Below are 24,558 nucleotides of genomic sequence, written 5' to 3'. Positions count from 1 at the left end.
ATCGTATGGAGGGTGCATGACACAGGACTTTCCCGAGGGCGTTGCCCTGGTGATCGGCGGTAGCGGCGGTACCGGCGCAGTCATCTGTAGAGAGTTGGCCGAGGCGGGTAGCGATGTCGTATTGACGTACAACGGTAACCGGGAAAGGGCCGCTCAAACGGCGGAGCAGTTGGTATCCCTTGGGCGACAGGCGGAGTACCACCAGTTGTCTATTGGAGATCATCAGCGGGTAAAAACGCTGATTGACGATATAGCCAGCCGGCACCGAATCCACACCGTGGTGGTAGCCGCAGGGTCAGATATACCGCAATTGATGATCAGGGATGTCTCACCGGATGAATGGAAAAGGGTGGTCGATGCCGATGTAAACGGCTTCTTCAATATCGTGCACGCATCTCTGCCCCATATGAAGGCGGGGGGCGGCGGTTCCTACGTGCATATCAGCTCCGCTGGTTTACATAAATGGCCAGAACGTGACGTGCTGTCTGTTGCTCCCAAAGCCTCTATTGAATGGCTGCTGCAGGGTATTGCGAAAGAAGAGGGCATGTTTGGCATTCGGGCCAACAGCGTTGCTATTGGTGTTATCAATGCCGGAATCTTCAAGCGTCTTTGGGCGGATGGCTCCTTTGACGAGGCCTGGAAGGAGGCTGTGCAGGCCGGTTTGTGCATCAAGCGCTGGGGTGAGCCAGAGGAAGTCGCCCACGCGGTGGTCTACCTCGCCTCGCAGCGGGCCGGTTATGTTACCGGGCAAATCCTGTCAGTGGATGGTGGTTACGGTGTGTGAGTCAAAACGTGTAAAAACAGTTACAAAACACCCGGCGTGGGCATGATGCCCTGAGTCAGACCCACACGCGTGAGCCGGTAGCGGGTCAATCGGGAAATACCAGGGGAAAAGCATGAACAAAACCACAACCAGCATCCCCCGACGGATGCGCTTTGGCGCCTTCTTCGCGCCCTTCCACAACAATCGCACCAGCCCGACATTTGCGCTGGAGCGGGACCTGGACCTGATCAAGTGGCTGGATCATCTCGACTACGACGAGGCCTGGATCGGCGAACACCACTCAGGCGCCTACGAGTGCATCGCGTCACCTGAGGTATTTATTGCCACGGCAGCCGAGCGCACCCGCAATATCCGCCTGGGTACCGGGGTCAGCTCGCTGTCCTACCACCAGCCCCTGATCCTGGCCGACCGCATCGCCCAGCTGGACCACCAGACCCGGGGCCGCATTATGTTCGGGGTGGGGCCCGGCCAGCTGATCGCCGATGCCTACATGATGGGTGTGGACCCGCAAAAGCTGCGCGACCGCATGGGCGAGTCACTGGACGTGCTGGTCAAGCTGCTCAATGGCGAAACCGTGACCGCCAGTACCGACTGGTTCACCCTGAACGAGGCGCGCATGCACATCCTGCCCTACCAGGAAAACCTGGAAATTGCCGTGGCGTCGGCGATCTCGCCCTCAGGGGCGCGGCTGGCGGGGCAGTATGGCGCCGCCATGCTGTCGGTAGCAGCCTCCAGCCCGAAGGGCTTCGAGGCGCTGGCGGACAGCTGGAGTATCTGTGAGTCGAAGGCGGAGGAATACAGCCAGACGGTGGATCGCAGCAGCTGGCGGGTGGTAGCGCCCTTCCACATTGCCGAAACCCGGGAGCAGGCGCGACGGGACCTCGAGTTCGGCCTGATGGACATGTTCAATTACTTCCACAAGTTCGGCGGCGACCTGTTTCCGCAGGTGAAGGACCTGGACGAGGCCATCGAAATCTGGTGCACCGGCGGCCTGGGTGCCTTCGGCGTGGGCCTGGTGGGTACCCCGGATGATCTGGTGGAGCACATCAGGAACCTGCAGGAGCAATCTGGCGGTTTCGGGGCGTTCCTTTCACTGGCCCACAACGCGGCGAGTTACGAGGCCACTAAAAAGTCCTATGAACTGCTGGCCCAGTATGTAATGCCCCACTTCCAGCACAGTAACGACAACCGCACCGCGTCGCTGGAATGGGCGGCCTCCAATGCCGACCGCTTCATGGCTGAGTACATGGGGGGCATCGAACGTGCCATCCAACAACACGAAGAAGAAGTTTCCGCAAAACAGGCAAAGGCAGGTAAGTCATGATCCAGCATATAACCCTTATTTACTTCAAGGCCGATACGACAGACGAGCGCAAGCAGGCCGTACTGGCTGCATTCCAGCAACTCCCCGATCTGATTCCCGGGATCAAGGCCTTTCGCACGGGGCTCGACCTCGAATTGCTGGAAGGTAATGCCGGGCTGGCGGTAGTAGCGGAGTTCGCCTCAGCGGACGACTTTCTGACCTACTCGACCCACGCTGCGCATGCGGAGGTGATATTCCCGGTGTGTGGCGAAGTGATGGCGTCCTACGCCACCAGCCAGTTCGAGTTCTGAGCCGATAAGGCGGGTTAACTATGGCCGCGATGGTTCCTTCTGTGGCAGGGGCCGGGAGCGGCGGCAACGGAGAGGAAGGTCGGCTTGGAACACCAGCCCTGGAAACGTATCGAATTGAAAGCCTTCGGGGGCCCCGAGGAGTTACACACAGTCCTGCAGGCCGAGCTTCCGGAGCCCGGGCCGGGTGAGGTCAGGGTCAAGGTGCTCACGGCCGGTACGGGGTTTACCGATACCATCATCCGCCAGGGGCAATATGTGGATGTCAAGGACAAGCCTCCCTTCGTCCTGGGCTACGACTGGTTCGGGGTAGTCGATGCGATCGGGGAGGGTGTCTCCGGGTTTGTGCCGGGTGATCCGGTGGCCGACATGAGTGTTATCGGTGGATATACCCAGTACCTCTGTGTGGCGGCAGATCGCCTGGTGAAGGCGCCAGCGGGTCTCGATCCCGCGGCCGCTGTGTGCATGATTCTTTCCTATACCACGGCCTACCAGATGCTCACCCGGGAATGCACACTGAAGCCCGGTGACAGTATTCTGGTACACGCTGCGGGCGGCGCGGTGGGCACCGCGCTGCTGGAACTGGGCAGTGAAATGGGCCTTAAGGTCTACGGTACAGCCTCCTCTGCCAAACACCCGCTGTTGACGGAATTGGGCGCAGAACCCATCGACTACCGCAATGAAGACTTTGTCGATGTGCTGATGCGTAAAACTGACGGGCGGGGCGTTGACGCGGTGTTCGATACCATCGGCGGCAAGAATTGGTCCCGGTCGTATCGCTGCCTGGCGTTTGGCGGAAAACTCGTCGCCTTTGGTGCCCTGCAGGTGACTACCGGCGAGGAGCGGGTGCCCGCACTGCTGTGGGGCTTCGCCAAGTTGCTCGTGCTGTGGCGCATTCTGCCCGATGGTCGCAAGACCAGCTTCTATAACATTCACACGCGGCGCCAGAAGCACCCGGAGGAGTTCAAGGCCGATGTTGAAACGCTGTTTTCAATGTTAGCCGCAGGTCGACTGTCGCCTGTAGTCGCCCAGCGCAGACCGCTGGAGGATGCGGCGGCAGTGCACCGGGAGATCGATGTCGGGGCCATCGCGGGTAAGGTGGTGCTGGACTGCTGGGCCGGTTAAACAGTCGATACCAACCAGATTACATTGAGCTAATTTGCAATTTACCCGGTTAAAACATATCTAGTGGTATGTATTATGCCCCAGGCTAAATTTATCAATCTTTAAGGAGTCTTGATGTTTCCGGAGCCATCCGCCTATTCCCTGTCCATCTACCGCTGCGTGCTCGTCTTGAGCGTAATCCTGCTTCTGGCAAATGCGGCAACGGTCAGTGCTGTCTCTGCAGAACCGGCAGTAGTGAGTATGGGTTCAGGCCAGGTTCGTGGCGTGAAAAGCGAGGGAGTCGTTGCCTTCAAGGGCATTCCATTCGCGGCACCTCCGGTTGGTGAGCTGCGCTTCTCAGCTCCTCAGCCAGCGGCGGGCTGGCAGGGAGAGTTTGCTGCCGATAGCTTTCCCCCGGTGTGTACCCAGACGCGCTATGAAGCTGGCGTTGCAAAAACTTACGGAACGGAAGACTGTTTATACCTCAATGTCTATACGCCTGACAGCGACCTGAGCGAAGGTGCCCCGGTACTCGTCTGGATTCACGGTGGTGGGCGAAGGAACGGCGATGGTCGCCGGCCCGTGGAGGACTTTGTACGCGAAACCGGTACGGTGGTGGTGATGATTCAGTATCGTCTGGACCACCTTGCCTTTTTTGCTCACCCCGCGTTGAATGCGGCAGAATCCGGCAGGTTTTCTTCCGGTAACTACGGCTACCTCGATGCAATTGCTGCGCTACAGTGGGTCCAGCGGGAAATCGCAGCCTTCGGCGGTGCCCCCCAGCGGGTCACGATAGGCGGCATGTCCGGCGGCGGGACAATGGTCTGTGGCCTGATGGCAAGCCCACAGGCTGAAGGCCTGTTCCACGGTGCGATCATCCAGAGCGGTGGCTCCTGCTGGTTTCCCACTGACTCCTGGCAAATTGGGGAACGCCGTGGGCAGCAATTGGTAAACCAGATGGGTTGTGCGGAGAGACCGCAGCCCATCGAGTGTATGCGGCAACAGCCTGCCGAATCCTTTTTTCGCTTCCCTTCCGTATACAACCCCCATAAGCCTCCAGCCATCAGTTTCTTCTCGGCCATGCCCATGTTGGGCGGGCGCAGCGGAAATATTGTTGACGGGCAGGTCTTTCCCCGCTCATTTCCGGATGCGTTCAGCAACGGCGCCTTCCACCGAGTGCCTGTGATGATCGGTGTAGCCCGACATGAGGGCCGCCGGGTTTATGGCGACTTGTTGTTCCAGATCGGCGCGGGACAAATGGGCAGTGAGGATTATTTGTCAGCGCTTGAGGGCCTACTCGGCTCGAAAGCGATTGCCGAAAGTGCCGCCGTTGCCTATCCCCTGGAAGGTTCCGGGCTATCACCCATCGAGCGATTCTCCGATGTGGCGACCGAGGCGCACTATACCTGTCCGCACAGTGAACTGGCCATGACGCTTTCCCGGATTGTGCCAACCTGGATGTATGAACAGCAGGTACCGGGTACCAAAACCAGCCCGAACCTTGAGATGGGTGCCTACCACGGCTTTGACACGGAACTGCTGTTCGGGGGGAGTTTTGATGGCAGTGTACCGGACTTCAATGCCGAGCAGCAGGAGGCCGCAAGGCTGTTTCGTCGTTACGTGGCGAACTTTGTTCATGGCGCTGACCCCAATGGCGATGGACTGGTCGAGTGGAAGCCTTACGCTGGCGATCAGGCGGAGTACCACCTGGCCTTCTCAGCAGAGCCTCGTCTTGAAACCGGGCTCAGGGAGAGGGCTTGCCGCTTCTGGAGAGAGCAGGGATGGGAAGTCCTCCCGCAACTGGACTGATTGTCCAGTGATATCCGAATGATGTACCGAGAGATGGAATTATGAGTAAGTGGGAATGTATTGTTTGCGGCCTGATCTACGATGAGAAGGAAGGCTGGCCAGACGACGGCATTGCGCCGGGAACCAGGTGGGAGGATGTGCCCGAAGACTGGCTCTGCCCCGACTGTGGCGTGGGCAAAGAGGACTTCGAACTGCTGGAGGAAGCGCCTCTCGATGATCTTCCCCACCACGAGGAGCCCGTGGCTGATCGCGAACATGCGCCGGTGGTCATCATCGGCACGGGGTTGGCCGGCTACAACCTGGCGCGCGAGTTCCGCAAGCAGGATGACGAGACTCCCCTGATTTTGCTGACTTCGGACGACGGGCGCGCCTATTCCAAGCCCATGCTGTCCACAGGTTTCACCCGGGATACCAGTGCCGATGACCTGGCCCAGCAGGACGCGGGGACCATGGGGCAGCAACTCAAGGCCAGCGTCTGGACTCGTACCCACGTCAGTGAAATCGATACCGCACGGCAGGTGATCAAGGTCGGCGATGAGCAGACCGAAATCCATTACGGCAAGCTGGTGCTGGCGCTCGGCGCCCAGGTCATTCAACCGCCCATCGGCGGCGACGGCCTGGACCTGGTGTATTCGGTCAACGATCTGTTGGACTACGACGACTTCCGTACCGCCGTGGCCAAGAACAACGTGAAGAAGGTCTGCATTATCGGCGGTGGCCTGATCGGGTGCGAGTTCACCAACGACCTGCTCAATGGCGGCTTTGAGGTGGAAGCGGTTGACCCGCTGGCCTACTGCCTGCCCACTTTGCTGCCGGAAACCGCTGGCAAGGCAGTGCAGGCGGCTCTGGAGGCGAAGGGGGCAAAATTCCATTTCGGGCCGCTGGTCACGGAAGTCAACAAGGCGGAGCAGGGTGTGTCGGTTATCCTCAATAATGGCAGCACTCTCAGTGCGGACCTGGTGGTTTCGGCAGTCGGTGTACGCCCGCGTATCGACCTGGCCAAGGCCTCGGGGATCGCCACCAACCGTGGCGTCGTAACCAATCGCCTGCTCGAGACCAGTGCAGCCAATGTATACGCTCTGGGTGACTGCGCTGAGGTCGAGGGACAGGTCCTGGTCTACGTCGCCCCCCTGATGGCGGCCGTCAAAGCGCTGGGTAAAACCCTCGCCGGCCAGCCCACCGAGGTGGTGTACCCGGCCATGCCGGTGACCATCAAGACGCCGGCCTGTCCGGTGGTCGTCGCACCACCGGCCGCCGGCGCTGCCGGTGAGTGGAAAGTAGCAGCCGACGGCAATAACGTCCGGGCAGAATACCGCGACGCCGGTGGCGCCCTGTTGGGCTTTGCCCTGACCGGTGAGGCCACCAGGGCCAAACTGGAGCTGCAGAAAGAACTGCCGCCAATCCTGCCATGACCACCGTTTTCAGAAGGGCGAGTAGATGTTTGCGGAGAGGCAAATGACCGATTTTCAACCTGTCACTGCGGCGCGTGTCCACGAAGAGATCAGGAACCTGACCCGGCAAGGCGAGTTCTTCGAAGTGACACGACGAAGCTATTCCTTTGGTGAGCGACTGGCTTTTATCAATGCGGCTGAGACGATGCTTGACATCCTGCAGTCCGCTCGCAACCACGGTGATGCTGAGTTCCTCGTCTATGAGGCGAACCGGTTAACCTATGCCGATTTTTTCAAGGCTGCGGACGCATTCGCCGCCTGGCTTCAAAGGGCTCGCGAAATACAACCTGGTGATCGGGTGGCGCTTGCGATGAGTAACCGGCCGGAGTGGCTTATCGCCTTTGCAGGGGCAATACTCGTGGGGGCCATTGTGGTGCCCATCAACAGTTGGGGAAAAGCGGACGAACTCAGCTTTGCCATCCACGACAGCGGTGCCAGCGTGGTTGTACTGGATCGCGCCCGATTCGATCTGGTGTCAAATCGCCTTCCAGACCTTGATACCCACGTTGTCATTGCAGAGTCTGTAGATTGCATGCCAGCTGAGAGCGTGCACTTTCTTACAGAGATCCTTGATACCTGGCCCGGGCACGCTTATGAGGTCGCGTCGCCAGATACCGAAAGTGCGTGCCTTGTACTTTATACCTCGGGCAGTACCGGCTTTCCCAAAGGAGTCGTGCATCATCACGCGGCTGTCTGCCAGGTACACATGAATATGATGTTCCTGGGTTTCCTGACCATGCAGTTGGAAGGGCAGCGGGAATTCCAGGGGGGAGCAACCCGGGAAACGCCGTTGCTTACAGTGCCGTTGTTTCATGCGACGGGGCTCAATAGCGGCTTCCTGGTTCCAGCATCACTGGGCCATAAGGTCGTGATGATGCGCAAGTGGAATCGCGATGCGGCACTGCAATTGATCCATGATGAGCGCATTACCAATATATCCAGCGTTCCCGCTATCCTCATGGATTTACTGTCCAGCCCGGATTTCAATAGTTACGACACCTCGTCGTTGATCCGGGTCGCCTCTGCAGGCGCGGCCACACCAAGCGGACTGCCAGAGTTGATTCGCACACGCCTGGGAGAGCCCAACCGGTCTACCGGTTATGCCATGACCGAAACGCTGGCCGTGGCGACGACCATGAGTGGCTGTGTGTATGATCTCAAACCTGACAGTGCCGGCATCCTATCGCCGATCATGGAAATGCGCTTCGCTTCAACTGGAGGCGACGTCCTGCCCCCCGGTCAGCCGGGTGAAATCCAGATGCGAGGCATTACCTGCACCACCGGTTACTGGCGAAGCCCCGAGGCGACAGCCGATGTAATGACGGGGGATGGTTGGTTGAAGTCGGGTGATATCGGCTATCTCGACGAGGATGGATTCCTCCACGTGACCGGCCGCATCAAGGAAATTGTTATTCGTGGTGGCGAAAACATTTTCCCCGGTGAGATCGAGAGTGTCGCGTACCAGCACCCTGCGGTGAAAGAAGTGGTGGTATTCGGTGTTGATGATGTCGCAATGGGCGAGGAGCTGGTAATGGTTTGCTACTGCCAGGAGGCTCTCCAGCATGCCGAGGTAGAACTGCGCGAGTTCCTGGGGTTACATCTGGCGGGCTACAAGGTACCTCGGCATATCGTATTTTCGCGGGACCCGCTACCCCGTAACGCCAGTGAAAAGCTTCACAAGCTAAAAGTGAGAGAGCGATTTATTGCTGGAAACGTATGATGCACGCTGCCCGGCTAGTATCGAGACTCATGGAAATTGCTCAACAGAACATGTGTGAATGGTTTTAGCGGCAGATACACTCAACAATCAATAATGCAACTTAGTCAGAAAACTATCTGGCACAGGAGTAATAAAAATGAACGTGACGTATATCGGATTGGGAAATATGGGCGGTCAGCAGGCAACGCAAATCGCCAAAAACAATTTTAACCTGACGGTGTTTGATGTCTTTGCGGAGGCGATGGAAAAATTTTCCGGAATAGCACGGCTGGCTTCCTCCCCGGGAGATGCGGCCAAAGGTGCCGACGTACTGGAAATTTGCGTTCGCGACGACCAGCAGGTGCTGGATACGCTGTTTGGTAGCACCGGTGCTGCCGAACACCTCCCGCAAGGCAGTATCGTCATAGTTCACAGCACGATCCGGCTGGATACAGTGAAAGATATCTCTGAGCGATTGGCGTCCAAGGGAATTCAATTCATGGACGCTCCAGTGTCACGGACCCGGGAGGATGAAGAAGGTCGTTTTGTGTTCACCATGACCGGTGGCGACCCGGCGCTGACCGAGAAGGTGAGGCCCGTTCTTGAGACCTTCTCCACTGATATCCTGAATGTCGGACCCATCGGTGCGGGAATGGCCACGAAAATCTCCAATAACCTGGTCACCTGGGTGCAGTTTATGGTGGGTAGCCAGGCAGTAAAACTCGCGAGCCACTTCGGTGTTCCGTTCGCCTCGCTGAATGCGGTGATGAAGGCAAACGGCAATATGACGCCATCGATGGAGGCCCTGTTGACCGGGCAGCAGGCTGTCAAACCGGGGGATAACCCGGAATTTGATGCCTACATGGCAAGTCAGGCCGGTATCGGTGAAAAGGATCTCCAGGTGGCCGTTGAGTGCGGTGAACTGGCAGGGTTGAACATGGCGATGGCTCTTCAAGCGCGGGAACTTGTCCGGCCAGTATTTGAGCGTCACGACGGCTAAACGTAGTGTCGGCAACAATCGTACTGGGATACTGGCGGGGGTAACGCGTCAGCACGGATGGGAACTGTCGGGTTGCTAGTCCTGTCAGATCGAGATTTGGGGAGGTATTTGTGAGTTATATAGAAGGCAAGGTAGTTCTTGTCACTGGCGCAGCCGGTGGATTCGGCAAACTGGTAGCGGAGAAAGTGGCCGCGCTGGGCGCGCGAGTAGTGCTCTCCGATGTCAATGAAGCGCAACTGGAGATCGCTTGTAGCGGCATCAATGAGGCGGGCGGCGAGGCCCTGGCGGTCCGGGCCGATGTAACCAGCACCTCAGAGATGAAGGCTTTGATTGATACTGCAGTGGAAAAGTATGGGGCCGTTGACGTACTGGTCAACAACGCCGGCGTCATGCCCCTGGCTTTTTATGCCGACCATGAAACGGCGTCAACGGCCTGGGACCGCTGTATCGATATCAACTTCAAGGGAGTTCTGCACGGGATTTCTGCCGTCTACGACCAGATGATCAAGCAGGGTAGTGGACATATCATCAACATGTCGTCCATTTACGGTAATTATCCGGTCAAGGGCGCCGCAGTTTACGGCGCGACCAAGGCGGCGGTGAACTTCCTGTCGGAGTCACTGCGCCAGGAAGCTCAGGGGCGGATCAAGGTCACCACCGTTCGCCCCACAGGTATTCCGACCACGGGTATCAGCGGCGGCATCGTTAATTTTGATGCAGGTGGCGGGATTCTCGGCGATAACGCTGTAGAGGTCGGCGAGCGCTTCGGCAAACTTTTCGATGGCAGCGCACCCGACAGCTGGAGCTCGGTGGACAATATCGAGTACTTCATCCTCGCCCCCGAGTTGCTGGCAGACCAGGTTGTGTACGCCATCAACCAGCCGCTCGGTGTATCGATTGGCGACATTACGGTGAGAGCCAGTGGTGATATGTACAACGTTTGACTTACTGCCTTATCTACATTCCGGCCGGCTCAATGCGCTATTAGCCGCGGATACAAGCTCGGCTATTTCAAAACAGTAAAGGTGAGATATGGATTCTCGGTTTGAAGGTAAAGTTGCCCTGGTCACAGGTGCAGGTGGCTTCGTCGGCGGCGCAACGGCTCGAATGCTGGCAGGTGAGGGCGCCCGCGTTATCTATACCGATCTGCGTGAAGTCCCCCCGATTCCCGAGGTTGAAGAAAAGGGTGGGCGTTTCGTGTGTCACAATGTAGCGGAGGAAGCCGCCTGGGTGGCGCTGATTGAGCAGGTCTCCAGGGACTACGGTCAGCTGGATCTGGTGACGAATATCGCTGCAATCTGCAACACCGTATCGCTTCCAGATGATACCGTTGAAAACTGGCGAATCACCCATCAGGTGAATGCAGAGAGCGTTTTTCTGTCGGCGAAACACGCGCTCCCTTTGCTCGAACAATCAGGTGGGGGCGCCATCATCAATGTGTCGTCGATAGCGGCCATGCGGGGAAGCCCGCTCACTCCAGCCTACGCAGCCAGCAAAGCTGCCGTCATGTCGCTCACCCAGAGTATCGCGGTTCACTGTGCCGACGCCGGTAACTCAGTGCGCTGCAATAGCGTACATCCCGGGGCTATTGATCCCCCCATGTTTCGTCAGGGCCTGGACGCTGAAACCCGAATGCAACTTACAGCGGAGTTTCGGGAAACCCATGGACGCTGGATGTGCCAGCCTGAGGATATCGCAAGGAGCATTCTGTTCCTCGGGTCGGATGACGCCTGCCACATCAATGGAGTTGCGCTTCCGGTAGATAACTCCGCGACTGCGTCGCTCCCCTACTGAGCAGTGGGCAGGAATCTTCCTGCCCAGGTTTCAGGCGCCAGAAGGCTACGCGGTCAACGTATCGTATAACGCCCTGCCATGAGCGGCAGGTTGCCGTAATGCTTGATGCCCGGGGATTTTTCCTGGCAGAGATAGGGAATGGCGTGAAGTACGTTCATCGCTGTGATGATAAATGAGTGCTCAGTGGACTTGCGTGGGTTGCCTGTGGGATCGTTGAAATGGTCGGCTTGTTCAAAAGTCAGACGCATTGAAGGTTCCCCATCCACCGTAATCCGCCACTGGGTTGAGTTACTGATATCGTCTGCTGAAAACCAGCCATCGCCGAGGTCGTAGGTACACCACCAGTTGAGGCGAACAATGAGCCTGTCCTGCCCGTCTACCACGCCGGTGAAGGTAGAGCGTACTCCGCCCACGGTGCCCGGTGGGATCTCCACCGAATCAATGCGACCACCGCCGGGTGATACGAAATGCTCGATATCGGCGCGGATTTCATCCAGTTCGAGTTTCAGAGCATCGGCGGTCAGAGCCACGGTCTGGTTGAAAAAGTCGGGCATCATCTCGTCGAACCATGGATGCTTGTTGGCCTTAACATCCTCGAGAGTGCGGCCTATACCCAGCATGTCGCGAATCAGTTCCGGCGATTCACCCACATCATGGAAGTCGACAAATTCTTCTACCGTGATTTTGTTTATCCCCAGTGCAAGATTACTCATGGCGATAGGGGCAACACACTGGACGAATCCGGGGCTGATGCCGCCACCGAAAACACAGGTGTTTCCCTTTTTGCAGGCTGCCTCAAGGCGTTCCACCACCTCGTCGCCGAGATACTTTGGATAAAGAAGCCCTGGCGTCAGTACTACGTGTTTTCCGGATTCAAGCATTGGGCAGACCAGGTCCAGGTCTGGCCACAAGCCCATGAAGGATACCGCGTCGGCTTCAATGGCCAGGATTTCCTCAAGGGAGTCGGTTGCGGTCACTCCGAGGTTGCCTATACCCGCCAATTCTCCTGCGTCCAAACCCACCTTCTCTGCGCTGTGTACCAGCATACCTACCAGTTCCAGTTCAGGGTGATTAGCCATAGCGCGAATGGCGATTTTACCCGTGGTGCCTGAGGCGTATTGAATGACCCGAATCTTGCCCATGAAGTTCTCCGATTGGATTTTTATGGATACAGCGGTGTAGCGGAGCGAATCTGTCGTACCAGTTATTCTAAACTGCGACTCTTGTAGAGAGTGTTCGGTCGAGTTCAGAAATCCAGCCTCAGCACGGGGGTGTTCCCAACTTGGTGATGGCATCGGTTTTCTGGGAGCCTTCGCCTGCGATAGAGCCTGCCTCGCAGATTAGTTTCCCGAAACCTTTGATCGGTCGTTTCTAAAAGAGAAACTGGACTAGATCATCTCACGGTAGCCGGGAGTAGTTGGAAGCCTTTGTCTGTGAGGAGCAAGCTGAGACTGCCACCTGAAGCCGTGGCAGGCGTTGTTGTGACGTTGCAACCTTCATTCCGGTTCAGGTGAGTCGACGCAAACAATGAGCTGAAACAACAGCCGGGCCTCCTCCAGCTTGGAAAAGATAGGGTAGGTGGGGTCGATGGCCCAGTTGGTCGTCATTGTGGTCAGGGTGCCAACGATCATGGTGGCCAGGATTTCAGGTGAGCATTCCGTTCGGGCGTCCCCCTTTTCCTGACCCGCTGCGATCATTCGTGCGAATGCGCCGATTGCGTCGCTGCTGATCTTCCCCTGCTGTTGCGGGTCGCTGGTAAACCGCGCGGGTGCCGAAATCATCAGCTGGCGGTCGACCTCCTGGTAGGCCGCAAAGCGTGTCTCGATATATTCAATCATTCCATCGAGCTGCTGTCGTGTCGTGGCATGCCCCTCCATGAGCATGGCCAGCATGGGTTCCGCCTGGCTGTACAGGCGGGAAATGCCAAGCTCTCCGATCACCGCCTGTTTGTTAGGGAAGTGGCTGTAGAAGGTGCGGCGGGCGACATCGGCTGCTTCGCAGATCATTTCAATACTGGTCGCCTCGATGCCATTCTCACTGAAGAGCAAGTACGCGGCATTTTCGATACGGGAGCGGGTTTCGAGCTTCCGCCTCTCATGACGATCAACCGGGGGAGTCTGTGTATTCATAGCACGCTATCCGAAAGTCGGTTTGTTACATTGCATACCTACTGCAATGTAATATGAATTTTTTGCAATGTTGTTGTGTTCTCCAGTTGATTAAACTACATTGTATACAACTGTGCAATTATGCGCGGTTGAGCAGTATGGATAGCTTAACTGCCTGAATTACTACTACGACTATAAAGAGAGTGTTGCTGTTATGTCCGATCGTCTCATCGTGGTGTCGTCCGACTGCCACGCAGGGCTCCATATCTCCGATTACAAGCCCTATGTCGAATCCAGGTACCAGGACCTGCTGGACGTGGCGGTGCCCGCCCAGGTGGAAATGATGCAGAAAGCCGAGGAGAGCTTCCTGATCAAGGAAATCAACGACGCCTGGCGTGCCCCCATTCAGCAGCAACTGACCGGTGCCTGGGACTACCAGGAGCGGCTGCGTATGCTGGCGGGAGATGGCATTGCTGCGGAAATCATTTTCCCCGATGGCATCACCGAAATGAATACCCCGCCCTTCGGAGCGGGGCTCGGCCTGTCCCCGCGAGACGCGGTTCCCGAGTTGCAGTGGGCGGGTGCCATGGCCCACAACCGCTGGCTGGCGGAGTTCTGCGCCAATGATCCTGCGCGCCATGTGGGCGTTGCGTCGATACCTCTGCTATTCGACGTGCAGCAGGCCGTTGAAGCGGTGCGCTGGTGTGTGGACAACGGCCTTACCTCGGTGATGATTCCGACCCTGTGGGAGGACTATGCGCCTTACCACGACCGTAAGTATGACCCGTTCTGGGAGGTTTGCGAGGACCTCGGTGTCGTGATCCATTTGCATTCCGGCCCGGCCCCTAACACGGAATATTTCGGCAAGAATTTTCCCGCTGAAGATCGCAGCGATGAACTGCCGGGGGCGATGGGCGTATTTACCTCCGAGGTGACCTGGTGGTTGTACCGCCCCCTGACCTTCATGATCTGGGGTGGCGTGTTCGAGCGCTATCCGAAGCTTAAAGTCGTGATTACCGAGGGCGGCACCCTGTATATGCTACCGCCCTGGCTGCGCCTGATGGACCACAACTACAGCGAGGTCCATTACTCGGCCAAGCTGGGTGATTTCCGCAGTCATCTCTCCCTGTCACCGAGTGAATACTTTGCGCGCAACGTGGCGATAGGCGCGTCGTGTGTACCACGCCGTGACCTCGATCTTCGCACTCAACTCGGTGACACCAAGCTGATGTGGGGTAGTGACTACCCGCACCCCGAAGGCACCTGGCCGCAGACCCCGGATTACTTCAAGGAGACCTTCAGCGGCTTTCCGGAAGACGACGGCCGCAAGATCCTGGGGGAAAACGCCGTTGAATGGTATGGGCTGGATCGTGCCAGGTTGCAGGAAGTGGCCAATGAAATTGGTCCCGACACTTCAATTTTCGCCTGAACCAGCATCGACAGGAGATCAATGATGACCCAGATTATCGAAGCCTGTGAATCGAAAACCAATACCACGCCGGACTTTCCCATGGGTTGGTTCTCTGTGGCGAGAAGCCAGGAACTCCAGGTGGGCGAAGTCCAGCGCGTGCACGCTTTCGATCGTGAGCTCGCCCTGTACCGAACCCGCAGTGGTGTCCCGGTTATCCAGGATGCATTCTGCCCCCACCTCGGTGCACATCTCGGGGTAGAAGGGCGGGTCGTGGGCGAGTCCCTGCGCTGCCCTTTCCATGGCTGGCGCTTTGACACCAGCGGCCAGTGCGTGGAGATTCCCTACTGCGAGGAAATTCCCGAGCGGGCCCGCATCAGGATGTGGCCCACCGCGGAAAAAAACAACGAGATCTATATCTGGTTTCATCCTGAGGGCAAGGATCCGCTGTGGGAAATACCGCACGTACCGGAACTTGAAAATGAGCAATGGACTGCGCCCCGGCATTCGCAGTTCGAGATTCCTATCCACATCCAGGATATCGCCGAAAACTCCTGTGATCCGGTGCATTTCCAGTACGTTCACCGCCAGCCCGGCGTTCCCGCTTCAGAGGTGACGATCGATGGGGACGGCCGCACGATGCACCTGCACGCAGATATGGAGCAGGCGGCCAACCCCAGTCACCTGCACTCCACAGTATTCCAGCCCGGGCTGGCCATCGTTAGAACCACCTATGGTCCCGGGGCGGAAATGGTCGTCTATAACAGCGCGCTGCCGATTGACCGTAACACCACGCTATTGCGCTGGCAGTTGTCGGTGAGGCGGGAGATTGAAGACCTGGCGGGTGACGACGTGATGAACGGGATCATCGAGGGGCTCAGCCAGGACTACCCGATCTGGTCCAACAAGGTGCACAAGCGCAAGCCGGTATTTTGCCGTGGCGATGGTCCCCTGGTGCAGTATCGCAAATGGGTGAGACAGTTTTATGTGGATGTGAGGGAGATCGATTGATGAAGGATTTTAGCGGCAAGGTAGCAGTTATCACTGGCGGCGCCAGCGGAGTGGGCCGTTCACTGGCTTTCGCCCTGGGGCGGCGCGGCGCAAAGATCGTGGTGGGCGATGTGGATGCCGCCGCGATGGAGCAGGTAGGTGACGATCTCGAGGCCGAGGGCATTGAGGCGCTGGTCGCCCACTGTGATGTCACCCAATTGGCGAGTAACGAAGCGCTGGCCGACGCCGCCGAGGAACGCTTTGGTGGTATCCAGCTGGTCTTCGCCAACGCGGGCATTGGTGCCGGCGAATCCGGCGCCATGTGGGATTACTCCGAGAAGGACTGGCAGTGGTGCCTGAACGTGAACCTGTGGGGTGTGATCAACGCGATCCGGGCCTTCATGCCGCGGCTGGTGACTCAGAGTGAAACGACCCACTTCGTGGTCACCGGGTCCGGCAACGGTGCGCTGCTGGTCTACCCGGATCAGCCGATCTACACCGCGACCAAAGCGGCCGTGCATACCATCACGGAAAATCTGCACTACCAGGTACAGGCGGGCAACCTGCCGGTGAAAGTCAGCGCCCTGTTCCCCGGGCCGCACATTGTGGATACCGGTCTGTTCAATTCGGGGCGGGTGCGGCCGCAAGCCTTGCAGAAGGAAACAGCAGGCAATGCTTCGGGTATCAGTTCGGTGGATGACATGAAGAAGATGGCGGCAGAGTTCGGCATTGAGCTAAAGACCACGCACCCGGACGAGGTAGCGGCGATGGCGATCGAGGGGCTGGAGCAGGATGCGTTCTGGTTGCTGAAAACGACACCGGAGACAGATGCGAAGGTTCGGGCGCGCTGCGACATGATTCTGGAGCGGAAGACGCCTGTTCCGGAACAGGTAGGAGGATAGCCGGCCAGGTCTTCGTGCCTGCCGCTGGCGCACTGACATTTTTTTCAGCCAAAAGAGCATAAAAAAGAGGAACACTATGAGCGACCAACCCACTAGCCCCCTGGGCAGCCCCGGCGACATCGTCAACTGGCCGATGCTGAAGATCACCTACCGCACCGACCCGGACAAGATTGCCGCACTGCTGCCGCCAGGAATTACGCCGGGCAAGGATCCCCACGTCAACCTCACCATCTACAACTTCCCGGTGCCGGATGTGCCGGAGTTCGGGATTGTAACTACGGTCAACGCGGACTACGACGGTATTGAGGGGGAGTACACACTGGGGTATGGCATCGACCAGGAGTCGGCCATCTTCATCAGTCAGGAGACTAACGGTCAGCCCAAATATCCCTGTACTACCGAATACTTTCGTCTCGGGCCACAGGTGACGGCGCGCTGTACCCACCAGGGCTATACCTTTGTCGAGTTCAAGGGGGTGTCCCAGGGCGAGAATATCCCCCAGGGCGAGTGGGAGCAGCACGAATGGTGGATCAAGGTCTCCCGTGCCGCCGGCGTCATGCCCGACCCTGCGCAGGGCTATGACTTCCCCCCCCATGTGGTGCATGTACGCAGCAAGTACGGCACGGCCTGGAAGGAAGATGTGCAGGGGGAACTGGTCCTTCGCGACAGCCCCTGGGATCCGTTGGCCAGTCGTCTGCCGATGAGGGAGCAGGTGTCAGCCCATTTGTGGTGGCCAATTTTCCTGGACCGGGAAATCACGCTCGCGGGCAAGCTGGATCCCGAGGGCTTTATGCCCTTCGCCGACACCATCTCCGGCTCCCGCTGGCCGGGCTTTCACGGTGGGCCGCCCAAGGGCTGAGTCAGCATCCCAGTGGTAGCGGGGCGGTGTAGCATGTCCCGCTACCCGGGGTTGTCGCAGTGCATTCCGGCCCCGCACTGGCCTGTCCCGCTCAGTGAGCAGAAAGAAACCTGTGGTGCGTTAACATAGTTGAGCTGGTGGCAGGCAGTCATCGGTGCGCTGGCGCGGGGCTTGTGGGAGGATAAATTATCCGGGGGTCCCGATAATCAGAAGGAGAGAAGCGCCCATGCCCGCGACTGCCACCGTTCCTGAAAGTCATCGCCACATACTGGAGACTGCCGTATTTGCCTACGTCAGTACTGTCCGCCACAAGGACCAGCTGATTTCCACCAACCCAGTGGGGTTCGACTGGGACGACGAAACTTTTCGCTTCAGTACGCTGAAAAGCCGCGTGAAGTACCGCAACATGCTGGCCGACCCGCGCCTGTCAGTCTGTGTAATGGACCCCGGCGCCCCAACTCGATACATCGAGCTCCGGGGGCACGCGGAATTGGAGGACGACCCCGAGGGGGCCCTGAACCAGAAAATCTTCCGCAAGAACATGGGCCGGGATTTTGACCTGGACGAACCCGATGCCGAGCGCGTTATTGTCACGCTGGTCTGCGAGCAGGTCTCGACCCCGCTGCTGTACGGTGGGCGCCTGGACCACATTGGCAGCTGAGGCCCAAACCCTCGTATTTACCGCCTGGCGCGTGCGAATACCTGTGCCGAATCCGCGTAAACACTGGTAGAATGGCAGCGTTGTTAAACCAATGTTTCTCTGGAGGCGTGCGTGGCACTGGATCTTGATCAGGCAGATATCGATGCAATGGGGCGGCAGGCGGCCAAAAGCAAAGCCACGCAAGACAGGATTATTAATGCCGTCATCGGCCTGATCAAGGAAAAGGGTTACGCCGCGGCCAGCTCCAGCCAGATCGCCAAACGCGCCGGGGTAACCTGGGGGGCCGTACAGCACCACTTCGGCGGCAAGGAAGAAATCCTCGAGGAAGTATTACAACGCTCCCACCTCAAGTTTCACGAGACCCTCAGTGCCAACCGTTTCACCACCGGCAGTGCGGAGCGGCGGGTGGCCAAGTACGTGGATGCCGCCTGGTATCACTACCAGGGCGAGGAGTACATGGCGACCATGGAAATCCTGCTGGCAACCCGGGGGCATGGCAAGGCGGGCAACGACCTGTCCATCAGCCGCAGCCGCAAGGCCCACCTCGACCTTGCCCGACGCATTTTTCATGACAGCGCCGCCAGTGATCGCATCTTTCAGGAAGTGATTTACCTGGTGCATTGCATGTTGACCGGTATCCTCATCGAGATGGCGCTGGAGCCCGAAAGCTTTGACCCCCGTCCGCACATCAAGCGACTCAAGATGATCGTGACGGATATGCTTTACAGCTGAAATCCCTCGCTGACCCTCCGGGTTTGACTATTAAGGCCAGCGCCCGGAAACCCTCTCTTTTCGCGTCACTACGTCCCCTTCGGCAGGGGGAAGGGACTATGATTGTGTGTAACGAATGCCCACACTTTTCCGGATGATGAACTCCCCAGGCGCTGCCCGTACTGGGGGATGAGAGGACAGGAGATACGCTGATGTCAGAGAAAGACACTCGCGCTATTCGCGCGCACAAGGCATCCATCGCCAATGCCATGGCGGGGAACAAGGAAGACTGGCTGGCTCTGTTCGCAGACGATGCGGTGGTGCACGACCCGGTGGGGCGCTCGCCGCACGATCCGGAGGGGGCCGGTTTTCGCGGCAAGGCGCGCATCTCCGAATTTTGGGACATGATGATCGGTCCCGGAAACCTCACCATCATTCCCCACAAGCGCTATCCCTGTGGCGAGGATGTCGTGGCCGTGGCCATGACGGCTGCGAACAATATCGAAGGCCTGAAAACCTTTATCGAGATGATCGCAACCTACGAGGTCAACGAGGCAGGCCAATTGCAAAGTCTCAAGGTGTACTGGGACGTTGACGCCCTGGCGGACCAGCTTCCGCCAGAACTACTTGGCTGATTGCGGCGCGATCAGGCCGTCCCGCCGTCCCGCATGGCTATCGTGATGCGCCGGAACCGGCCGTCGTCTATCTCGTAGGTGCCGGTCAGTTCCAGGGTCAGCGTCTCGCCGGCAGACAGTGAGGCACCCATAAAGTCGTCGACCTGGTCGCGTGCTGTCAGTTTGTCCGTGATATCCACCGTCGCCGTGTCACCCTCTATGACGATCCGGGTGGGCTCCATCCTGTCTTCGAATACTGTCACCAGGTATCGGTAAGTCTCCAGCACCGCATCTCGCCCTTGCATTACTCCCTGGGCGGAATGCAACTCGACGTCGGGGTGATAGAACGCGGAGAGCTTTTCCGGGTCCTCGCCGTTGTAGGTCTGGTAGTAACGCCGCATTAATGCCTCGGACATGGTCAACTCCCCAATTCGATCTATGATTCAGCAAGCCTGAACATAGTGTGCGACCGGGGGGGCCACAAGTGCCGCGGGGCTGGCATCGCCCCGTGAGGGTGGTGTTGCCTCGCCTGGTTCAATTTTCGGCGCCTGTCATAGCGCCAGCTGTAATGCCCTTTCCTGTCAGCAGGTGATTTGCGTCTCGCAGGATTGTGGGTACTATTCAGGCAATCACAATAATAAGGATAACAGCGGATGACAAAGAGACTGCTCGTTGCATTGTGCCTGCTGGTCTTCGCTGGCGCAGCACTGGCCCAGCAACGCCTGATCAGCAGCCTGGGGCGGATAGAGCCCGCCGGCGGCCTGATCCGGCTGGCGGGGCCGTCCGGCCTGAGTTCGGTACTGATGGAGCTGCGGGTCGACGAGGGTGATAGCGTCGAGGCCGGCCAGGTGCTCGCCGTGCTCAACGAGTACCCGGTGCGCCAGGCAGACCTGCGGCGCCTGCAGGCGGAGTTGGAAAACGCCCGCAGCCAGTTGGCCCGGGAAAAGGCCCTGGCGTCCAAGATGGCCTCCGCCGCCTCCAAACTGGAGGGCCTGGAACTCGAGGTGAAAGCGGCCCAGGCCGCCGTTAGCGCGGCCGAGGGCATGCTTGACCTGGCGCTGGTACGGGCGCCGATCAGTGGCCAGGTGCTGTATGTGCATACCCGCCCGGGCGAGCGGGTAGGGCCCGAGGGGGTGCTGGAACTGGGCGACACCAGCCGCATGTACGCCGTCGCCGAGGTCTACGAAACGGACATTCTCAACGTCAAGCCCGGGCAGCGCGCTTCGGTCCGCAGTCCGGCACTGGCCGAGCCGGTAGCGGGTACCGTGGAACGTATTGGCCTCAAGGTCGGCCGCATGGTTGTGCTGGGCATGGACCCGGTGGCCGAGGCCGATGCCCGGGTGATCGAGGTGGATATCCTGCTCGATGAGCCGGAGACCGTGCGCGCCCTGACCAACCTGCAGGTCGAAGTCGAGATCACTCCGGGATGATTTCGCCACTGAAAATCGCCTGGGCGCAGATCACCTTCCAGCGCCTGCGGCTACTGGCGGCCCTGTTGGGGGTAGCCTTCGCAGTGATCCTCGTTTTCGTCCAGCTGGGCTTCCAGCGCGCCCTGTACGACAGTTCCGTGCGCTGGCACACCGCCCTGGGCTACGACATCGCCTTGATCAGCCCGAAGGCGACCTACATCGTCAATCCGCCGGGGTTTCCCCGCAACCGGGTGTACCAGGCCCTGGGAGTGGCGGGTATCGCCTCGGTGACCCCGGTGTATATCGGCATCGCCGAGTGGCGCAATCCGCAGGACCCGCTGCAGGCGCGCAACATCTATGTGATGGGTTTCGACCCGAGCGACCGGGGTTTTGCACTGGCCGGCGATGAGCGCCAGATCGCCCGTCTGCGGATGCCCGACCGGGTACTGTTCGACCGCCTGTCGCGCCCGGAGTTTGGCCCGGTGGCGAACCAGTTGATATCGGGTCGCACGGTGACCACGGAGATCAACAACCGTGATGCGGAGGTGGTGGGCCTGTACGAGCTGGGCACTTCGTTTGGTATTGATGGCAGCATTGTCACCAGCGACCTCAACTTCCGCCGTATCTTTCCCGACCGCTCGGCTTCGCGGGTGGAGCTTGGGCTACTCAATATCGAGCCGGGTGCCGACCTGAAGGTGGTACAGGAGGCGGTGCGCTCGGCGTTGCCCGGTGATGTCCGTGTGCTGACGCGCGCCGAATTTATCCAGCACGAGGTGGATTACTGGAGCAACAGCACACCCATTGGCTACGTGTTCGGCATGGGCGTCGCCATGGGGTTGGCAGTGGGGCTCATCATTGTATACCAGATCCTGTTTTCCGATGTGCAGGACCACCTCAAGGAGTACGCCACCCTCAAGGCGATGGGCTACTCCCAGGGCTTTCTGTCGCGCATCGTGCTCAACGAGGCCGTGCTGCTGGCCCTGGTCGGGTTTGTGCCGGGCCTGCTGCTCAGCCTGCTGGTCTACACCCAAGCCAGTACCGCGACCAATCTGCCGGTGGAAATGACGCCTATACGGGTGGCCCTGGTGCTGGCGCTGACGGTCGGCATGTGCGCCTTTTCCGGGCTTCTGGCCCTGCGCAAACTGCGGGCGGCAGACCCGGCGGAGCTGTTCTGATGGCCACTTCGCAGCATCCGGTGCATGTAGCGGGCGTGTCCTACAGTTATCGCTCGGACCTTTCCCAGCGCCGTGTACTGCACGAGGTGAGCCTGGATATCCAGACGGGGGAGATCGTGATCCTCACCGGTCCTTCCGGTTCGGGCAAGACCACGCTGATTACCCTGATGGGTGCCCTGCGGGCCTGTCAGAGCGGCGAGCTGGAGGTGCTGGGCCACCAGCTACACGGCGCCCCCCAGCGGCGCCTGACCGAGGTGCGGCGCCAGGTGGGGTATATTTTCCAGCAGCACAACCTGCTCGACTGCCTGAGCGTGGCGGAAAATGTGGTCATGTCCCTGCAGCTGGCGGAGCCCCGTCTGTCACGCAAGGAAGCCCGCGAGCGGGTGGCCAGGGTGCTGGGGGAAGTCGGGCTGGAAGAGCATATCGATAAATCGCCGGCGGCCCTGTCGGGCGGGCAGAAACAGCGGGTGGGCATCGCCCGGGCGCTGGCCGCCAGGCCGCAGCTGATTCTCGCCGACGAACCCACCGCGTCACTGGACAAGGACTCCGGGCGCAATGTGATCGAGCTGATCCAGCGCCTGTGCCGCGAAGAGGGCACCAGCGTCGTGCTGGTCACCCACGACAACCGGATCCTGGACGCCGCCGACCGTATCCTGCACCTGGACGACGGCGAGATTCAGCCAGTCAGCCATGCGGTGGCATCCAGCGCCAGCCGGTTATTGCGCCTGCTGGATCGTCACGACCCGGCGGCGGCCCGCTACCTGTCGGCCTTTGCCTCGGCCCTGACCCGGGTAGCGATGGCCGACGCCCACTTTGACGAGGTGGAAGCCCGGGTGATACGCGACATTCTCAACCAGCAGTCGGGCCTGGCCGGGTCTGAAGTAGACCTTGTCATGGAGCTGGCCCAGAGCCAGGTGCGGGCGCGCTTCGCGGCCTCGGCCGACGGCGAGGGCTTTTCCGAGACCCAGTGCCAGCGCTTTGTCGACGCCATGTATGCGGTGGCGGAAGCAGACGGAGCCATCGGGGTCGAGGAAGAGGCCGAGATCCTGGCGGTGGCGCGAGAGCTTGGCTTCAGCGAGACCCTGCTGGCTCACCGGCGCGAAGCCCGGGCCTGACCGTTCCCGCTAGCGGCCGGCAGCGACATCCCATCCTGAGGGCCCCGCTCCCAGCACGCGGATGTCACCGATGTGGGCCCGATTGAGTTTGCTGCGGTGGCACATGCGCCACTCGCCCTGCTCACAGCGCCACTGGTCGTGATAATCCCCCAGGGTCGAGAAGGTCAGTTCGGCGAATTCGCCTGTTCCCTTGTGCAGGTCGCTGACATAGGCCCGGCTGCTGGCGGTCTCGCCATTCACCTCGATCAGCACATTGCCCAACAGGTGCTGGGTGGGGCCGCAATCGTCCAGGAATGAACGCATATTGGCCACCAGTTGCTCGCGTCCGCCCAGCTTGCCGGCGCCGAGATCTGCCGTGATGTCGGCGGTGGTGAGTTGCGTCAGCGCGCCCCAGTCACGGGCGTCCATGGCACGCGCGAAAGCGACCAGCGCGCGGTAGATGGCGCGTTCAGCCAGCAGGGTTTCCAGGGTCATTGTCGTTCTCCAGTCGGGTCGTCTCCCAAGGCTGGCCCGCGCGGGCGGTGCTGGCAAGATGCCGATGGGAAATGGAGCCGCGGTGTCTGCTATGACGCACCAGGTCCGCGATTTGTCGCCACCAGTGGCCACAATTCCAGCTCGATGCGTCGATTGGCAGTGCGGCCTTCCTCGGTGGCGTTGTCGGCCACCGGGTGGCTGTCGCCAAAGCCGCGTACCACCAGGCGCTGGGTGTCGACACCGTGGCGATTGAGGTAACGACCCACCGCCCGGGCACGCTCGCGCGACAGCTGCAGGTTGTAATTCGGGTCGCCCTGGTTGTCACTGTGTCCGGCGATGAGCACCAGGCTCAGGTCGTATTCGCGCAGCAGGCTGGCGAGTTCATCCAGGGTGGTCTGGATCGCGGGGGTCAGGCTCGCGCTGCCGGTGTCAAAACTGCCGGAGCCGGGCAGGACCAGGCGGATGTGGTCGGCTTCACGGCGCACCTGCAGGCCGCCATGCTGCAGGGTTTGCAGTTTGGCGGTCTGGACGTCGAGGTAATAGCCCACAGTATCGTCCGGCAGGGCCTTGTCGGCCTGCGCGGTGGCCCGGGCCAGCTGGCTGGCGACTTCTGCGTCACTGCTGGCGCTGGCCAGTCGGGGCTCGGCCGGGCGGCTGGTTGTGGCGCTTGACGTGCTACGTGAGTCCGCCTGGCCGCCGCGAGGGAGATCCAGGTTGCTGCAGCCGGCGAGTGTCACCAGGAGGGCGCCGGTGGCAGTGAGAAGGCGAACAGCGGCGAGGTGTTTCATTGCGGACAAGCGCGGGCTTCCTGTGGGGGGTATGGAACGGCGCCATTCTACGCCAAAAACCGGCTGCGGGTAGGCCCCTTTCGCCCGCCGCG

The 24,558-nt window shown here is 59.6% G+C and carries 25 protein-coding genes; 20 read left to right on the top strand and 5 right to left on the bottom strand.

Annotated features, from left to right (window positions below):
* Positions 1-16: 16 nt before the first annotated feature.
* The 10 genes from FV139_RS01010 (at position 17) to FV139_RS00965 (ending at position 11,252) form a co-directional block, all read left to right on the top strand.
* The gene (locus tag FV139_RS01010) at positions 17-784 is read left to right on the top strand and encodes an SDR family NAD(P)-dependent oxidoreductase (RefSeq protein ID WP_148066382.1); all 768 of its coding nucleotides are present in this window, start codon (positions 17-19) and stop codon (positions 782-784) included.
* Positions 785-896: 112 nt separating this feature from the next.
* A complete protein-coding gene (locus tag FV139_RS01005) occupies positions 897-2,108 on the top strand; it encodes an LLM class flavin-dependent oxidoreductase (protein WP_213003990.1) in 1,212 nt (403 codons plus the stop codon).
* Complete coding sequence (locus FV139_RS01000; RefSeq protein WP_148066381.1) at positions 2,105-2,398, top strand: Dabb family protein; 294 nt, start codon at positions 2,105-2,107, stop codon at positions 2,396-2,398. The genes FV139_RS01005 and FV139_RS01000 overlap by 4 nt, the downstream gene beginning before the upstream one ends.
* 84 nt (positions 2,399-2,482) lie before the next feature.
* The gene (locus FV139_RS00995; protein ID WP_148066380.1) at positions 2,483-3,520 is read left to right on the top strand and encodes a medium chain dehydrogenase/reductase family protein; all 1,038 of its coding nucleotides are present in this window, start codon (positions 2,483-2,485) and stop codon (positions 3,518-3,520) included.
* A gap of 114 nt (positions 3,521-3,634) precedes the next feature.
* Positions 3,635-5,308 carry a carboxylesterase/lipase family protein gene (locus FV139_RS00990; RefSeq protein ID WP_148066379.1) on the top strand — a complete coding sequence of 558 codons (1,674 nt, stop codon included), beginning with the start codon at positions 3,635-3,637 and terminating at the stop codon, positions 5,306-5,308.
* Between the two features lie 41 nt (positions 5,309-5,349).
* Entirely contained in the window at positions 5,350-6,720 is a 1,371-nt protein-coding gene (locus tag FV139_RS00985; RefSeq protein ID WP_148066378.1) for an FAD-dependent oxidoreductase, read from the top strand.
* Between the two features lie 43 nt (positions 6,721-6,763).
* Positions 6,764-8,479 carry a class I adenylate-forming enzyme family protein gene (locus tag FV139_RS00980; RefSeq protein ID WP_187276333.1) on the top strand — a complete coding sequence of 572 codons (1,716 nt, stop codon included), beginning with the start codon at positions 6,764-6,766 and terminating at the stop codon, positions 8,477-8,479.
* A gap of 136 nt (positions 8,480-8,615) precedes the next feature.
* On the top strand, positions 8,616-9,458 hold the full coding sequence (locus tag FV139_RS00975; protein WP_148066376.1) for an NAD(P)-dependent oxidoreductase: 843 nt from the start codon (positions 8,616-8,618) through the stop codon (positions 9,456-9,458).
* Positions 9,459-9,568: 110 nt separating this feature from the next.
* Complete coding sequence (locus FV139_RS00970) at positions 9,569-10,402, top strand: SDR family oxidoreductase (protein ID WP_148066375.1); 834 nt, start codon at positions 9,569-9,571, stop codon at positions 10,400-10,402.
* 88 nt (positions 10,403-10,490) lie between these two features.
* Positions 10,491-11,252: an SDR family NAD(P)-dependent oxidoreductase gene (locus tag FV139_RS00965; RefSeq protein ID WP_148066374.1), complete on the top strand. Its 762-nt coding sequence runs from the start codon at positions 10,491-10,493 to the stop codon at positions 11,250-11,252.
* A gap of 53 nt (positions 11,253-11,305) precedes the next feature.
* On the opposite strand, the gene FV139_RS00960 is transcribed toward FV139_RS00965, so the two are convergent.
* Positions 11,306-12,394 carry an NAD(P)H-dependent amine dehydrogenase family protein gene (locus FV139_RS00960; RefSeq protein WP_187276332.1) on the bottom strand — a complete coding sequence of 363 codons (1,089 nt, stop codon included), beginning with the start codon at positions 12,392-12,394 and terminating at the stop codon, positions 11,306-11,308.
* Between the two features lie 354 nt (positions 12,395-12,748).
* Entirely contained in the window at positions 12,749-13,381 is a 633-nt protein-coding gene (locus FV139_RS00955; protein WP_148066372.1) for a TetR/AcrR family transcriptional regulator, read from the bottom strand.
* 193 nt (positions 13,382-13,574) lie between these two features.
* On the opposite strand from FV139_RS00955, the gene FV139_RS00950 reads away from it, so the two are divergent.
* From FV139_RS00950 to FV139_RS00920, 7 genes are all read left to right on the top strand, one after another.
* Complete coding sequence (locus FV139_RS00950; protein WP_148066371.1) at positions 13,575-14,789, top strand: amidohydrolase family protein; 1,215 nt, start codon at positions 13,575-13,577, stop codon at positions 14,787-14,789.
* Positions 14,790-14,813: 24 nt separating this feature from the next.
* Positions 14,814-15,779 carry a Rieske 2Fe-2S domain-containing protein gene (locus tag FV139_RS00945; RefSeq protein WP_148066370.1) on the top strand — a complete coding sequence of 322 codons (966 nt, stop codon included), beginning with the start codon at positions 14,814-14,816 and terminating at the stop codon, positions 15,777-15,779.
* On the top strand, positions 15,779-16,660 hold the full coding sequence (locus tag FV139_RS00940; protein WP_148066369.1) for an SDR family NAD(P)-dependent oxidoreductase: 882 nt from the start codon (positions 15,779-15,781) through the stop codon (positions 16,658-16,660). Before FV139_RS00945 ends, FV139_RS00940 begins: the two co-directional genes overlap by 1 nt.
* Before the next feature lie 76 nt (positions 16,661-16,736).
* Positions 16,737-17,519, top strand: a complete 783-nt coding sequence (locus FV139_RS00935) for an acetoacetate decarboxylase family protein (protein WP_148066368.1) — start codon at positions 16,737-16,739, stop codon at positions 17,517-17,519.
* Between the two features lie 226 nt (positions 17,520-17,745).
* Positions 17,746-18,180, top strand: coding sequence for a pyridoxamine 5'-phosphate oxidase family protein (locus FV139_RS00930; RefSeq protein WP_148066367.1), 435 nt, complete (start codon positions 17,746-17,748; stop codon positions 18,178-18,180).
* Positions 18,181-18,291: 111 nt separating this feature from the next.
* Positions 18,292-18,912 (top strand): TetR/AcrR family transcriptional regulator, encoded by a 621-nt coding sequence (locus tag FV139_RS00925; protein ID WP_148066366.1) that lies wholly within the window; start codon positions 18,292-18,294, stop codon positions 18,910-18,912.
* Positions 18,913-19,103: 191 nt separating this feature from the next.
* Entirely contained in the window at positions 19,104-19,526 is a 423-nt protein-coding gene (locus FV139_RS00920) for a nuclear transport factor 2 family protein (RefSeq protein ID WP_148066365.1), read from the top strand.
* A gap of 11 nt (positions 19,527-19,537) precedes the next feature.
* On the opposite strand, the gene FV139_RS00915 is transcribed toward FV139_RS00920, so the two are convergent.
* Positions 19,538-19,921 carry a nuclear transport factor 2 family protein gene (locus FV139_RS00915; RefSeq protein WP_148066364.1) on the bottom strand — a complete coding sequence of 128 codons (384 nt, stop codon included), beginning with the start codon at positions 19,919-19,921 and terminating at the stop codon, positions 19,538-19,540.
* Positions 19,922-20,158: 237 nt separating this feature from the next.
* Here FV139_RS00915 and FV139_RS00910 point away from each other — a divergent pair, with 237 nt between their 5' ends.
* Genes FV139_RS00910 through FV139_RS00900 form a run of 3 tightly spaced genes read left to right on the top strand, consistent with a single transcriptional unit; the run spans position 20,159 to position 23,204 of the window.
* The gene (locus FV139_RS00910) at positions 20,159-20,935 is read left to right on the top strand and encodes an efflux RND transporter periplasmic adaptor subunit (RefSeq protein ID WP_148066363.1); all 777 of its coding nucleotides are present in this window, start codon (positions 20,159-20,161) and stop codon (positions 20,933-20,935) included.
* A complete protein-coding gene (gene devC / locus FV139_RS00905; RefSeq protein ID WP_148066362.1) occupies positions 20,932-22,089 on the top strand; it encodes an ABC transporter permease DevC in 1,158 nt (385 codons plus the stop codon). Before FV139_RS00910 ends, devC begins: the two co-directional genes overlap by 4 nt.
* The gene (locus tag FV139_RS00900; RefSeq protein WP_148066361.1) at positions 22,089-23,204 is read left to right on the top strand and encodes an ATP-binding cassette domain-containing protein; all 1,116 of its coding nucleotides are present in this window, start codon (positions 22,089-22,091) and stop codon (positions 23,202-23,204) included. The genes devC and FV139_RS00900 overlap by 1 nt, the downstream gene beginning before the upstream one ends.
* Before the next feature lie 9 nt (positions 23,205-23,213).
* On the opposite strand, the gene FV139_RS00895 is transcribed toward FV139_RS00900, so the two are convergent.
* Both FV139_RS00895 and FV139_RS00890 read right to left on the bottom strand, forming a co-directional pair.
* Positions 23,214-23,678: a nuclear transport factor 2 family protein gene (locus FV139_RS00895; RefSeq protein WP_148066360.1), complete on the bottom strand. Its 465-nt coding sequence runs from the start codon at positions 23,676-23,678 to the stop codon at positions 23,214-23,216.
* An 89-nt stretch (positions 23,679-23,767) separates the two neighbouring features.
* Positions 23,768-24,466, bottom strand: a complete 699-nt coding sequence (locus FV139_RS00890; protein WP_235898526.1) for an OmpA family protein — start codon at positions 24,464-24,466, stop codon at positions 23,768-23,770.
* Between the last annotated feature and the right edge of the window lie 92 nt (positions 24,467-24,558).

The organism is Parahaliea maris (assembly GCF_008064665.1).
Lineage (GTDB): Bacteria > Pseudomonadota > Gammaproteobacteria > Pseudomonadales > Halieaceae > Parahaliea > Parahaliea maris.
The sequence above is the reverse complement of the archived record's forward strand: the minus strand, read 5'-3'. Positions and strand labels throughout refer to the sequence as shown.